Annotated in this window: 11 protein-coding genes; 6 read left to right on the forward strand and 5 right to left on the reverse strand. The window is 50.9% G+C overall.

Annotated elements, in window-relative coordinates:
• Nucleotides 1-21 precede the first annotated feature (21 nt).
• The gene (locus H6F93_RS32705) at nt 22-1,581 is read left to right on the forward strand and encodes a mercuric reductase (protein ID WP_199314312.1); all 1,560 of its coding nucleotides are present in this window, start codon (nt 22-24) and stop codon (nt 1,579-1,581) included.
• A gap of 15 nt (nt 1,582-1,596) precedes the next feature.
• Here the strand turns inward: H6F93_RS32705 and H6F93_RS32710 are convergent, their stop codons facing one another.
• Complete coding sequence (locus tag H6F93_RS32710) at nt 1,597-2,412, reverse strand: tetratricopeptide repeat protein (protein ID WP_190690385.1); 816 nt, start codon at nt 2,410-2,412, stop codon at nt 1,597-1,599.
• A gap of 323 nt (nt 2,413-2,735) precedes the next feature.
• Between H6F93_RS32710 and H6F93_RS32715 the strand changes: the two genes are divergently transcribed.
• The gene (locus tag H6F93_RS32715) at nt 2,736-4,142 is read left to right on the forward strand and encodes an aspartate ammonia-lyase (protein ID WP_190643459.1); all 1,407 of its coding nucleotides are present in this window, start codon (nt 2,736-2,738) and stop codon (nt 4,140-4,142) included.
• Nucleotides 4,143-4,152: 10 nt separating this feature from the next.
• Here H6F93_RS32715 and H6F93_RS32720 read toward each other — a convergent pair whose 3' ends face one another.
• Nucleotides 4,153-6,765, reverse strand: a complete 2,613-nt coding sequence (locus H6F93_RS32720; RefSeq protein WP_190690388.1) for a M1 family metallopeptidase — start codon at nt 6,763-6,765, stop codon at nt 4,153-4,155.
• Nucleotides 6,766-6,903: 138 nt separating this feature from the next.
• On the opposite strand from H6F93_RS32720, the gene H6F93_RS32725 reads away from it, so the two are divergent.
• From H6F93_RS32725 to H6F93_RS32735, 4 genes are all read left to right on the forward strand, one after another.
• On the forward strand, nt 6,904-7,413 hold the full coding sequence (locus H6F93_RS32725) for a GNAT family N-acetyltransferase (protein ID WP_190690391.1): 510 nt from the start codon (nt 6,904-6,906) through the stop codon (nt 7,411-7,413).
• 168 nt (nt 7,414-7,581) lie between these two features.
• Complete coding sequence (locus tag H6F93_RS32730) at nt 7,582-8,541, forward strand: class I SAM-dependent methyltransferase (RefSeq protein ID WP_190690394.1); 960 nt, start codon at nt 7,582-7,584, stop codon at nt 8,539-8,541.
• A gap of 251 nt (nt 8,542-8,792) precedes the next feature.
• Nucleotides 8,793-8,927: a hypothetical protein gene (locus H6F93_RS34900; RefSeq protein ID WP_277882894.1), complete on the forward strand. Its 135-nt coding sequence runs from the start codon at nt 8,793-8,795 to the stop codon at nt 8,925-8,927.
• A gap of 9 nt (nt 8,928-8,936) precedes the next feature.
• Nucleotides 8,937-9,446, forward strand: coding sequence for a hypothetical protein (locus H6F93_RS32735; protein WP_190690397.1), 510 nt, complete (start codon nt 8,937-8,939; stop codon nt 9,444-9,446).
• A 15-nt stretch (nt 9,447-9,461) separates the two neighbouring features.
• Here the strand turns inward: H6F93_RS32735 and H6F93_RS32740 are convergent, their stop codons facing one another.
• The 3 genes from H6F93_RS32740 to H6F93_RS32750 all read right to left on the reverse strand — a co-directional run bounded on the left by H6F93_RS32740 (nt 9,462) and on the right by H6F93_RS32750 (nt 13,065).
• Nucleotides 9,462-10,328 (reverse strand): 6-pyruvoyl trahydropterin synthase family protein, encoded by an 867-nt coding sequence (locus H6F93_RS32740; RefSeq protein ID WP_190643454.1) that lies wholly within the window; start codon nt 10,326-10,328, stop codon nt 9,462-9,464.
• 272 nt (nt 10,329-10,600) lie between these two features.
• Nucleotides 10,601-12,514, reverse strand: coding sequence for a peptidoglycan D,D-transpeptidase FtsI family protein (locus tag H6F93_RS32745; protein WP_190690400.1), 1,914 nt, complete (start codon nt 12,512-12,514; stop codon nt 10,601-10,603).
• A 5-nt stretch (nt 12,515-12,519) separates the two neighbouring features.
• Nucleotides 12,520-13,065: a hypothetical protein gene (locus H6F93_RS32750; protein WP_190690402.1), complete on the reverse strand. Its 546-nt coding sequence runs from the start codon at nt 13,063-13,065 to the stop codon at nt 12,520-12,522.
• Nucleotides 13,066-13,570: the final 505 nt, after the last annotated feature.

The following is a 13,570-nucleotide window of genomic DNA, read 5'->3' on the forward strand; positions in this document are numbered from 1 at the left end:
TGACTCCAAGAGGACTGATCCATGACACAGACTCGGACTGAATCTACGGGCGTTGGACCCGTGATCGTGAGCCCAATGGATCATTACAACCAGGAGCTGATTGCAAATCTTCATCCTGCCGATTGGGTCAATCCTACACCCACTCAGCGATATAACCTGGTTGTAATCGGTGGAGGCACTGCCGGGCTGGTGACGGCGGCAGGAGCAGGGTTGCTGGGCGCAAAAGTTGCCCTGATCGAAAAACATTTGCTGGGCGGTGATTGCACTAATGTTGGCTGTGTTCCTTCCAAGGCGATGATACGCTCGGCGCGAGTGGCAGGTGAGATTCACCGTGCCAAGCACTACGGGATTGATGTGCCCGAGGGAGTGACGGTAGATTTTTCCGCCGTGATGGAGCGACTGCGACGAGTTCGCACAGAGATTAGCCCAAACGATTCTGCAACACGATTTCAGCAAGAGTTTGGGGTAGATGTGTTTTTTGGAGAGGCGCAGTTTTCAGGAGCAGATGCCGTAGAGGTAGCGGGACAAACGCTGCGGTTTAAGAAAGCGGCGATCGCCACAGGTTCCTCTCCCGCTCACTTGCCAATCGAAGGATTGGAGGAAGCCGGATATCTCACCAACGAAACGGTATTTTCACTCACCGAAAAGCCTGATCGTTTGGCTGTCATTGGTGGCGGCTACATTGGCTGTGAATTGGCTCAAACCTTTCGGCGATTGGGGTCAGAAGTCGTTTTGTTTCAGCACGGCTCCCGCATTCTTGAGCGGGAGGACATTGATGCATCAAATATTGTGCAGCAAGTGTTTGTGCAGGAAGGCGTTCGACTGGTCTTAAAGTCGCAAATCAAGCGAGTTGAGAAAAAAGATTCTGTCAAAGTGATCCACTATGAAGCAGACGGGCAGGAGAATGCTGTCACGGTGGACGAAATCTTGGTGGGGGCAGGCAGAACGCCAAACATTAAAGGCTTAAACCTGGAAGCAGTGGGAGTTAAGACCGATCCCAAAAAAGGAGTGATCATCGACGATTACCTGCAAACCACAAACCCTAACATCTATGCAGTCGGTGATGTCTGCATGAAGTGGAAATTTACTCATGCTGCCGATGCTGCCGCCCGTATCCTAATTCAAAATGCCCTGTTTGCGGTTGCTGGAATTGGGCGCAAAAAGCTGAGTGTGCTAAACATGCCTTGGTGCACCTATACCGACCCTGAAGTAGCCCATGTTGGTCTCTATCCTCACGAGGCTCAGGAACAGGGGATTGAAGTTGATACTTTCTGTGTCTCTCTTAATGATATCGATCGGGCCGTCGTCGATGATGAAACGGAGGGCTTTCTAAAAATTCACGTCAAACAGGACACAGACAAAATTGTCGGAGCAACGCTGGTTGCACGGCACGCTGGCGAAATCATTAGCCAAATCACCCTGGCAATGAACCATCAAATTGGGCTGGGGGCGATCGCCAACACTATCTACCCTTACCCCACCCAAGCAGAAGTGATTCGTAAAGCTGCCAGTCAGTATGGACTCAAGCGCTTAACCCGCTTTAAGCCCCTTGCGACTAAGCTGCTGTCTTGGAGACGTTGACCGGCAAAGCTAAACCTATCGGTCTTGGGTTAGCGCCTGGAACTCTTCATTGGTTCGCAGCGGTTCTAATGTGTGGTCGGTTCGAGCCATGATGCGGTAAAGGTTTGGGCTGAGAACTAGCGCCCGATGCAGATTTTTGATTGCCATCTCGACATCGCCTTGCAGGGTGTATGAGCAGGCTTTGCCATACCAGGCGTTGGGGTTGTCGGCATGATGCTTGAGGGAGCGATCAAAGCTGGCGATCGCTTCCTCGTGTCGCCGCATTCTACTCAACACCAGCCCTCGATAATTCCAGGCATAGTAGCAGTTGCTCTTAATCAAAAGCGTCTTATCTAAGCTAGTCAGCGCTTCTTCGTAGCGTTTTAGGGCAGCCAGAGAGGTGGCCCGATTGTACCAGGCGTGATAATCGTCAGGCTTAAGCTTGACCGCTTTGTCAAAATTTTCGATTGCTTCACTGTAGCGATGCAAACAGGCGAGGGCGTTGCCCCGGTTATACCAGGCTTTTTGGTCTGCGGGATTGAACTTAATCGCGACGCTAAATCCGTCTATGGCTTCTTCATAACGTCCTAATCGTGCCAGGGCAATGCTTCTGCCGTGCCAAGCTAAGGCAAGTTTGGGCTTCAGTTTCAGTGCCTTGTCAAAACTGGTAATTGCTTGATCATGCGCCCCGGACTCATACAGCGCATAGCCCCGATGCATCCAGGCCTCGTAATTCTCCGGATTAACTTCCAGAAGTCGATCTAGCCTGGCGATCGCTCCTTCATATCGCTTGAGTTCGTAGAGCGCACTAGCCTGACTAAACCAGGTGTGCAAGTCTTGATCCTGACTCATGACAAACCTGAGCAAAGACGAAATGGGGTGAATTATTTCTGAAAATACTGGATGCAATGCCCTGATCTGCCTGAGTAGGAGTAATTCGTAAAACTCTCCTACCAAATCTAGCCGAAACTGCGTAACGCCATAGATTGAGTATATGGGTATTTTCTACCTCAGTAGTATTCCCAATTCTCAATATTTGCCACCAGAGCGAGGAAGTATCAGGATTTTATTAGTTCACATATACTGTCGTGGGCAAAGCTGCAATTGTTAAGATCTTGGATTGCACGAAGCTATATCCTATCTTCGGAGCAAAAAATTAATTCAAGAACCGCAACATGGCTGAACTGAAATCGCACCGCATAGAGAAAGATTCGATGGGTGAGCGGCAGCTTCCGGCAGAAGCTTACTACGGCATTCAAACTCTGAGAGCAACCGAGAATTTTCCGATTAGTGGACTAAAACCGCTGCCGACCTACATTGATGCCTGTGTTTTGATCAAGAAGGCGACAGCGATTGCCAATGGAGAATTGGGCTGTATCTCTTCAGAAATCAGTCAAGCGGTTGTGCAGGCAGCGGATGAAGTGTTGCGGGGTAGCCTGCGGGATCAGTTTGTGGTAGACGTTTATCAGGCGGGTGCGGGTACCTCCCATCACATGAACGTGAATGAGGTCTTGGCTAATCGCGCTCTGGAAATTTTAGGGGATCAGAAGGGTAACTATAAACGGGTGAATCCCAATGACCATGTGAACTATGGACAGTCCACCAATGATGTGATTCCCACCGCAATTCGGATTGGAGGTTTGCTGGCGCTGGAGCATTCGCTGTATCCGGCACTAGATGGGGCGATCGCGTCTCTCAACCAAAAAGCTGACGAGTTTCACGATGTGATTCGATCAGGGCGAACCCATCTGCAAGATGCTGTTCCGGTGCGGCTGGGCGAAAACTTCCGCGCTTGGGGACAAATTCTCGCCGATCACCTAACGCGAATGAGAACAGCCGCAAAGGATCTGACGGTATTAGGTTTGGGCGGTAGTGCTGCTGGAACGGGACTGAATACCCATCCTCAATACAGATATCGGGTCGCCGAAATTCTGTCGGAACTGCTGGGGCAACCTTTGCAGCCTGCGCCTCACCTGATGGCAGCAATGCAGAGCATGGCACCGTTTGTAAATGTGTCCGGTGCGTTACGGAATCTAGCTCAGGACTGCGCCAAGATTTCCCACGATTTGCGCCTGCTCGATTCTGGACCCAAAACCGGATTCAAGGAAATTCAACTGCCACCCGTGCAGCCCGGTTCCTCCATCATGCCGGGAAAATACAATCCGGTGATGGCGGAAATGACTGCAATGGTGTGCTTTCAGGTGATGGGCTACGACGCGGCGATCGCCCTGGCTGCCCAAGCCGGACAGTTAGAACTGAATGTGATGATGCCGCTGATTGCCTACGATCTGATTCACAGCATTGAGATTTTGGGTAACACATTAGTCGCCTTGACCGAAAAGTGTATTCAGGGAATCACGGCTAAGGGCGATCGCTGCCTAGCTTACGCCGAGGGCAGTCTAGCACTGGTGACAGCGCTGAATCCTCACATTGGCTACCTGAATGCTGCTGCGGTTGCTAAGGAATCTCTGGAAACAGGCAAATCTCTTCGCCAGATTGTTCTAGAACGAGAACTGATGAACGAAGCCGAGCTAGCCCAAGTTCTAGACCTGGAAAAAATGAGCCTGCCTCCAGAGGTTTGATTCCCAATTCCTAATCTCCTACCTTCGTCTTCGCCTCCAGGCTTTCCAGACGGCTCTTTAGCTCCTGGTTATCTTTCTTAAGCTGGTCTAGATCCTGCTGGAGTTTTTTCACAGCCTGATCTTGTCCAGCATTTTTTTGCACCCGCTGTACAGCTTCTTCTGCGATGCGACGTACCCGACCATCGGGGGTTTGGTCTGCTAGCGTTTGCAGAATGCCGACCGCTTTGATGGTTTCCATTTGCCCCAAGGCGCTGGCGGTTGCCACCTGGGTGAGGAAGAAGGTTTCACCGGACAGTTCTTCTAGGCGATCGAGGATGCGTTCCAAGTTGAGGTTGGACTGTCCGGTGGAGATTGCGCCCAGTGCCCGAATCGCTGCCAACCGCAGCGCTTGCGGAACGCCAGGAGCAGTGTATTCCAGGATCAGATTCAGGGCAGCTTCGGAGGTTTTGAGTTTGCTGAGTCCGGCGATCGCCCCACTCCTCACCGTTTCATTCCAACCTGCCCGTTCCTCTAGCACTGACCTCAACAGCTTCAGCGCTTTCTCTTCCTTAGATTTGCCATTCAGGTTAGAGGCTGCGACCGTTCCCAGCACGCGAATAGCTGCTGCCTCGACGTAATAGCTTGCATCTCCTTGTTCAACGATGGGTTTGAGCGCTTTGTAGCTCTCCAGGGTTTTGATTTTTGCCAGTGCTTCCACAACTGCTCGACGGACTCTGGCTTCGGGGTCTTGCAATCCTGCCACGAGTCCGGTGAATGCCTGGTCGAGTTTGACCGAGGCAAGCTGTCCGGCAATTTCTGCCCGCACTCCCCAGAAGGGATCGGCTTTGAGTGCTTCGGACAAGGCTTTGACTGCCTCTAAACCGCCTTTTTTGGCCAGCGCTTCGGCAGCATAGATGCGCGAAACCGGATCGGGGTCATGCTGAAGTTGAGCTTTCAGTTCTGCCACTGGATATTCCAATGTCACAGTTTTGAGGTAGCGATTGTCTACGTCAAAGCTGATGAACTGAGGCTTTTCAGGCAGAGGGAAGTAGAAGGTCTGCTCTCGTTCATGCAGCCGCACCGTGAAGGTTTGCAGAGAAGGCTTAGCTTGCTTATCTCCGTCCTTGATGTAGCCAAAGCCGATCGGTAGCTTCAAGTCAAACAGGGTGCTGTTGCTGCCGTTGCCGTTTTCCTTTGCCTGGGTTTGAGTGACGGTAAGTTTCACCAGTTTGCTGTCGCCGTCCCAGAAATAGGCGATTTTGAAGTCGGGGTGTCCACCCCGGAAGACATACTGGTCAAACAAGAAATGCAGGTTGCGTCCGGTGGCTTTTTCGATCGCCCTCAACAAATCAACCGTTTCGACGGTTTTATGAGCGTTGTCCTGAACAAAGGTATGAACCGCTTTGAAGAATAGCTCATCGCCTAACTCGGCGCGGATCATGTGATAAACACAGGCTCCCTTTTCGTAGAGGTGGCGATCATAAAGTTCGATTGCTTCTCGGTAAATGTGGGTGACGATGGGGCGGCGATAGCGAGAACTGTCTTCAGAAATGTAGCTGCGAGCTTCGTTCAGCATGTAGTAAGCGGCAGCGTCGGCTCCATATTCGTGATCCGTCCACAGCACCTCGGAATAGGAAGCCATGCCTTCTTTGATCCAGGCGTGTGACCAATGTTTGATCACGACCAGGTCACCAAACCATTGGTGGGCTAGCTCGTGTGCGACCAAGCTCTCGGTGCCGCGATTATCCAGGGCCGCTCGTTCGTCGATCAAGCAGCGATCGGTGAGCAGCGTGGTGGAGGTGTTTTCCATACCGCCGAAGATGAAGTCATCGACGCAAACCTGAGCGTATTTGGGGAAAGCGTAGGGATAGCCAAATGCCTGACTGAAGAATTCAATCATTTCAGGCGTTTTGCCCATGCTGCGACGGGCATCGTCTTCGCGCCCTTTTTCGACGTAATAGGTGACGGGTTTGCCCTGCCATTCGTCTCGAATCTCGGCAAAGTCGCCAACTGCCAGGGTCATCAGGTAGGTAGGATGCACCTGCTGCTGTGACCAGTGATAAATTTTGTCGTCTCCAACGGCTTCGGTGTTAGTCAGTTCGCCGTTGGAAATTGCCATAAATTGCTTGGGGACGCGCACCCGAATTTCGGAGGTGGCAAGCTGTCCGGGATAGTCAAAGCAGGGAAACCAGAAGCGGGAGTCTTCGTCTTCGCCCTGAGTCCAGACTTGGGTGGGCTTGTTGGGATAGTGCTGGTCAGGAGCGATGAAGTAAAGTCCCCGCTGAGGATTTTCGACACGGTAGGCGATCGCCACTACAATCGGTTGTCCTGCTTCAGTTTCTTGCTTTAGCCGCACCTGAAGCTGTTCGCCATCATAGTCGAAGGGTTGCTCTACTTCATCGACCTGTACCAATTCAATTTGCAGGTTGACGGCATCGAGCGTCAAGCTGTCAATGCCACTGCGAACGGGATTAATCCGAATGCTACAGGTGCCTTGATAGCGCTGATTGGGAATATCTAGCACCAAATCTAGGAAAATATGCTCGACCTGTCCAGGGCGATCGGGATTGTAATGAGGTCTGGCTCCCGGTAGCTCAAAGGACTTGTGACCGTTGTTTTCAGAATCAAAGTAGGACTGTAGCATCGAGAAGTTAATCCTGAGAAGCTAAAAAGTACAGATGGCGGTTAACGAATAAGTCGGAATCAGTCTGACTACCAGATTAGCGCGATTGGGGAAGATAAGTGGAATGGTGGATGTACGTCAACAGTAGGCTGTTCGGCTATGAGAGTTGTTGAAACAGAGCGTTTAATCCTTCGTAGGCTGACGGTTGAAGATAGCGAGTTTATTCTTGCACTCTTGAATGACCCTTTGTGGTTGAGATTTATTGGTGACAAAGGTGTGAGAACACTTGATGATGCTCGTGACTATATTTTGAAGAACCTAGTTGCTATGTATGAGCGTCTTGGCTTCGGACTGTATTTGACTGAGCTAAAGGGTACGGGTGTCTCGATCGGGATTTGCGGTTTGATAAAAAGAGATTTCTTGGAAGATGTGGATCTTGGATTCGCCTTTCTTCAGGAGTTCCGGGGAAAAGGATACGCATATGAATCTGCTTCTGCCGTGATGGAGTATGGGAGAAGCAGTTTTGGTTTAAGTCGTATTGTAGCGATCGCCTCACCAGACAATTTCGATTCAGCAAAGCTGTTACAAAAGCTGGGATTTAGGTTTGAGAGAATGATCAAACTGGCTGATAATAGCGAAAGTGTGAGTTTGTTCGCCTCTAACGTCTAACACTTCACGGTAGTGGAAGGATAAAAGTCTCCGACGTTCATCCAAAACCTGATCGGCTTGAATCTCAGCAGATTAGGGTGCCTTGCTAGAAACGAGAATTTCGCTCAAGCTCTTATTTGAGATAATAAGCCTATCTGTTTATAAATCCTTGATAGTAACCTTTGCCCTATGACTGCTGTAAATGCTGCGCCTCGATTGGCTTCTCGTTTGGTAAATGGAGTGCTAGCGGTTAAGCCGCTAGCAAATTTGGCAAAACACCAAGCCCGCACGATGATGATTAAGCGGGCTGAATCGATTGGGGTGTACTGGCGAGAGGAGGTGAAGGCGTTGCGATCGCGCCGTCCGTCAGGTACGCAATCTGTCTCTGATGCTGAGCTTTCCCCCGACTGGGAAGCAGACCTGACGCGGATTCAGAATCCTGAGTTGACCTATCCAGAGTATTACTTGCGTCCTTTCCATGCCTATGATGAAGGCAACTTAGGTTGGGAAGCCGCAATGGAGGTAGATGTTGCTGCCCACGCAGTTCACGCTCGGATTTGGCCAGAGGCGGGAGCGCAGGGGGATGCAAAGCTGCGGCAAAGCTATCACGATGTGCTTAAGGCGCAACTGCCTGCTGAACCTACAGACATTCTCGATCTCGGCTGTAGCATTGGCATGAGTACGGTTGCACTTCAGCAGACGTTTCCTCAAGCAAGGCTGACGGGGTTGGATCTGTCGCCCTACTTTTTGGCGATCGCCCACTACCGCACTTCTTCACTCCCTAACTCTCCCACTTGGCTCCACGCTGCTGCTGAATCCACAGGTTTACCCGGTCATTCTTTTGACCTGGTTTCAGCTTGTCTTCTATTCCACGAGTTGCCTCGTGCGGCTTCGGTTGAGATTTTTCAGGAGGCTCGACGATTGCTGCGTCCGGGTGGACACTTGACGATCATGGATATGAATCCAAAGTCAGATGTTCACGCAAAGATGCCGCCCTATGTGTTGACGTTGTTGAAGAGTACGGAGCCGTATTTGGATGATTATTTTACGTTCGATATTGAGGAGGCGATCGCTGCGGCAGGGTTTGCGCGACCAACAGTAACTTGTAATAGTCCTCGCCATCGGACTCTGATTGCTCAGGTCTGCTAAAGCATCTCTGTCTTTTTATTCTGTTTCTCGATTCAAGTCCTTTTTTGGGGGATTTGGGGGCAAAGCCCCCATTGGGTGACGAAGCGCGTCCCCCAAACCCCCTCCGCAAGAAACTAGGATAGGCGGCATAACGCGCTTCGTCACCCAATGGGGTGGCAAGTATTCTGGTGTGGCGATTGCAGGGGTGGCAGGTATTCTGATGTGGCGTTCACTCGATTGGGCGAGTCTATAGCATGAGGTTGAGGATTGGAATGGGAGGCTACATTGATAGTGATCAGCAGCTCAGCCTAACACTCCAACCTTTAATTCCCAGTCTCAATCACGGGCACATTTTGGCTGAGGCGATGTCAAGTTGTTTAGAGGCTTTATCTCTTCACCTCACCTAAAAAACTATTATGAAAACTCTTTGGCTTTTATCAACGTTGGTTTTACTTGAGTTGATTAATTTAACGACTTCAGCTCAGGCGGCGCAGTCTCAGTCAGACATCGGTTCTGCAAGTCTAAATCAAGGTTCGAGTGGCGACATGGTTGTTGCAGATGCCCGTGAGGATTTTGAAGATTGGCTCGAACGCAACGAGCGTGACCGGGATGATGACGATGATGACGACCGTCGTGATCGTGACCGGGATGATGACGATGACGACGATGATGATGACCGTGTTCGCGATCGCCAGGATGAGGCGCGTGAAGATTGGGAAGAGCGGCGCGATCGCGGAGATTGGGAGGACGATTGGGAAGATCGGTTAGGCGATCGCGACCGGGATGATGACGACGACGATGATGACCGTATTCGCGATCGCGATAACAACCCCAGTCGGACTGGACGCGAGAACTGTGTAAACCCTAGAGACGATCATCAGGGATGGCGTTGGATCTTAGACCAAATCGGTAGGGGCTGTGAGTAAGCGCACCGCTCAATCCTAAACTTCTGCGAGGACAGGTTCCTGTTGTTCTACTGGATGTTCTACTGTCTCTGTTGCATAAACCTCGCAGGAGTTATTTGGGCTTTCGATCAACTTAACCTTGTGTAGAGATGCCCCAATTTCTCGAATCGGCTCTTGCAGCAGGTCGCGAATGTGGATGGCAATGTTCTCTGCTGTCGGCACTACCTTTTCAAAATAGGCAATATCTTTGTTGAGAAAAGTGTGGTCAAAGGGTTCTACAACGTAATCGTCTACTGCCTTTTGAAGGGCTACCAGGTCAGCAATCATACCAGTGCGCGGATCGATTTCGCCTTTAATCGTGACTTCCAGATGATAGTTGTGCCCATGTCCATTGACGCGGGCACATTTGCCATAAATTTCTGAATTTTGCTCTAGTGTCAGGTGGGGTAGTGCTAGACGATGCGCGGCGCTAAAGTGAGTGCTAATCGTTAAATACGCTTCCATGTTGTTTCCTTCATATTCAGCCCAAAGTTCGGGATGTTCAAAGAGTTGAATGCGGACAAGAGGCAGGTGTGGTGAAAGTCGCTGCCAAATCACCCGCGCCATATTTTCGGTGGTGGGTAGAGTTTGCTGAAATTCTGGCCAGGCATCGTTGAGATAGGAGAAATCTAGCTGGCTGGTGACTTCTCGCTTGATTACCTGCTTTACATCAGACAGGTTTAGCACCATGCCATATTCGTCTAGATCCCCTTCCATGGAGACATAGAGGATGTAGTTATGCCCATGTCCAGGCGCACGAACGCAGGGTCCAAACCGTTGAGCGTTCTCTGCATCGCTCAATTCTGGTAGACAATAGCGATGGCTAGCCGAAAACTGGGCACGGCGATTGATAATGCACTTCATAGGTGAGGAAATGTATTAAGTTCCGTAAATCTGCTCCACTGTCAGGATAATCCAATTGCCACTCTATTTTCATCTGCAATTGGATGTTGTGCCATTTCCCAAAAAAGGATTACAGATGGAAAGGCACCCCGCGTCGTGTGGGGCCTTTCCATCTGTAAATTTTTCGGCAATTCTTGCAAGTCGGCATTGTGATGGGAACCAGTCCGCTGGCGCTTTCGCTCGTGCAAATCACACCGGTGGAAGGATGAGAATAGTGTCCATCGCTATAGTGACTAATACTCGGTTGGTTCCTCTACCACTTGAGGCTGGCTTGGTGGAATGCCCTCGATCGCAATCAGGGCCTCCATCACTCCTCTAGCGATCGGGGCAGCAACGGTAGAACCGTAGGCATCTTCCCCTTGCGGCTCGTCAATCACGACTAGTACCACGTAGCGTGGTGATTCGGCAGGGAGAATGCTAACAAAGCTGGTAATGCGAGCTGACTCATAGTAGCCTCCATCTGGGCTGGGTTTTTGGGCGGTTCCAGTTTTGCCTGCAATTCGGTATCCCAAAATTTGGGCTGACTCACCTGTACCTTCTTGAACGGCTACCTCCATCATGCCCAAAACCGACTGGGCTGTTTGGGGGGAGAATAGTCTGCGGGGAGCGGGCAGCTTGGGTCGCCAGTATGCCTGTCCTTCGGCGTTATATAGTCCTCGCACCACATGGGGAACGACCATTTCACCCTGATTGGCTAGAGCACCATGCAGTTGCAGCAGTTGCATCGCCGTGACCGAGAAGCCATGCCCAAATGCGGTTGTGGCTGGTTCTACTGGAGAACCTACAAATTGCTCCAGGCTCTTGATCTGTCCCTGGCTTTCAAAGGGTAGGTCGATGCCCGTAGGTTGCCCCAGACCAATTTTCTCCAGCCAGCCGTAATAGTCTGCTGGATCAAGGCTTTCCATGATGTGAACCATGCCAACGTTGCTGGAATATTGGATGATTTCTTGAACGCTGAGCGATCCCCGTCCGCCTCCGCGTTCATTGTAGTCAGAGTTCTGAATCGGCCAGCCATCGACTTCAATCCGGCCTTCGTCATAGAACACGTCATTGGGGCTGACGGCTCCCGACTCCAAAGCGATCGCCACATTAATTGGTTTAAACGTCGACCCCGGTTCGTAGGAATCGGTCAAAACCCAAGTACGAAATAGGTCCAGGTCAAATTGGTAATATTGGTTGGGATCGTAAGATGGCTCAGTCACCATAGACAGAATTTCGCCAGTTTGCACGTCCATCACCATCACGGCTCCCCGCTTGGCACCAAACTGCTGCATCTGCTGTTCTAGCGCCAGACGGGTGGCGCGCTGCAACCGACCATCTAGCGTAATTTGCAGCTGAAGGTCGTCCTGGTGCAAAAAGCTGCCCGACAGTTCATCGGGAATAATTGCGCCATCTCCAGCACGGCTAACCTGAACAGGCTCTATCGATCGCTCTAAAATACTTTGCTGGCTGTATTCCAGTCCTGCTTGACCCTGCCGCTCTGTGTTGACATAGCCAACTACCGTAGCAAACAGATCCTGCTGCGGGTAAAACCGCTGTTGATGTCGCTCTAGTTCCAGTCCATCCAAGCCCAGGTTAGTGATGCGGTTGGCTGTCTCCTCAGGCAGGTCATACTCAACTCGGATACCACTGTCACTTGAAGAGAACAGTTGAAAAAGCTCTTGCTCTGGGCGATTTAGGATTGGGGCAAGTTGAGTGGCCATCTCCTGCCGCGACTGCTGAAACAGAAATGGGTGAGCGTATAGCGTGTGAGCAGGTTCGTCGATCGCTACTACATTACCCTGGCGATCGATAATTGGGCGACGGGGCACAAATGGACGCAGCGCAACAGTCTGCTGGTTCTCTGCTCGCTGGCGCAACATGGGAGCTTGAACGATTTGTAGCCTCACCAGGTTGAGCGCAAGCCCAGCCCCACCGATCATTAGAACTCCCCAGACTGCTAGCAAGCGCGATCGGTTAGAGGGACTGATGGGCGATCGCTCCCGAATTTCCCGACCTGAACCGTCCTCCAATCCGCGTTGGGGCGATCGCTTCAGCGAAGGCTGAGTCAAAGCGCTAGCGGATTGCCCACCTCGTAGGCGCTGCCCTTCCTTCTCAGCAGCTTTACGGCTACGGAAGTTGCGAAAGGGAGGAAAAGAGATAGCCATCTCGATCAATATCCTAAAGGTGCCGTCTGGATCGGTTGCGGTGCAGGTGCCGCCTGCACAGGTGCAGGTTCGGTGAGGGGTGCAGGCTGTAAAAAGATCGCGTGGGTCGGATCGGGTATAGATAGCCCAGATGCCGGATCTTCTGCCTCTTGAGCCATCCGATCCTTTAGCACCTCGGTTGCTGCGGTCAACTGACGCTCTTGGCGCTGTAGAGCGTCAAGTCGATCATATTCCTTGCCCCAAAGCTGTTGTGAGTAGACTGTCCAGCCATAGACCGCTAGCGCGGATGCAACCAGGGAAAACGTAACAACTGTAGAAGTTCGCTGGGCAAAAGTTAAAGCTCGGAGCCACAGAGGATTAGCTGCTTGAGTGGGTAGCTGCACCGTTTGGCGAACCGCCGCCTGTGAACCAATGGGCTGAAGCTGAGACTGCCCAGATCGCCGCTCAATAGAGGGTTGGAATTGAGCAACTTTAGATCCCCCCGCGTAACTGCCGGGTTGTCTGGGTGGAAAACGTCGGCTAGAAACATTGGATCTAAGTGCAGCAGTCATGACTTTACTCCTCAACTAATGACGATGATGCTAGCCGCCTTTCTAAACATTGATGTCCACAGCAAATGTGTTGGCAACAGATGTCTTTAACAATAAAAGCGATTTGGAGCGCTAGCGCAAATGAGAATTATGCTTTCACAATCTCGCTTAATGGGACTTTTAACCTTACTAATTGATTCGCTAATAGATTCACAAACTAATCAATTCGCAACAGGTTCTCAACAGGGCTGCTCGAATTAACAATACTCAAGTATCCAGGTAATGTAACAAGTAAACTACTAAATTTCCCAAAATTTCCGATTAAACTCTAGCCTTTCGGAAAAACTCTGAGGTTTTGCGACCAGGAGAAATGCTGGAGCAGCAGCTTGCCCTTGCACAAAGAATAGGCTGCCTGACTTTATGAGAACTTCTTTGATTGCTTTGGGTCGTTTAGCGAGGTAGATGATGCCTAGTGCGAATCTAATGCAGACCCGACAAACTAAATAATTACACGATAATCGCTGAT

It is taken from the genome of Leptolyngbya sp. FACHB-671, assembly GCF_014695745.1.
Lineage (GTDB): Bacteria > Cyanobacteriota > Cyanobacteriia > Elainellales > Elainellaceae > JAAUTN01.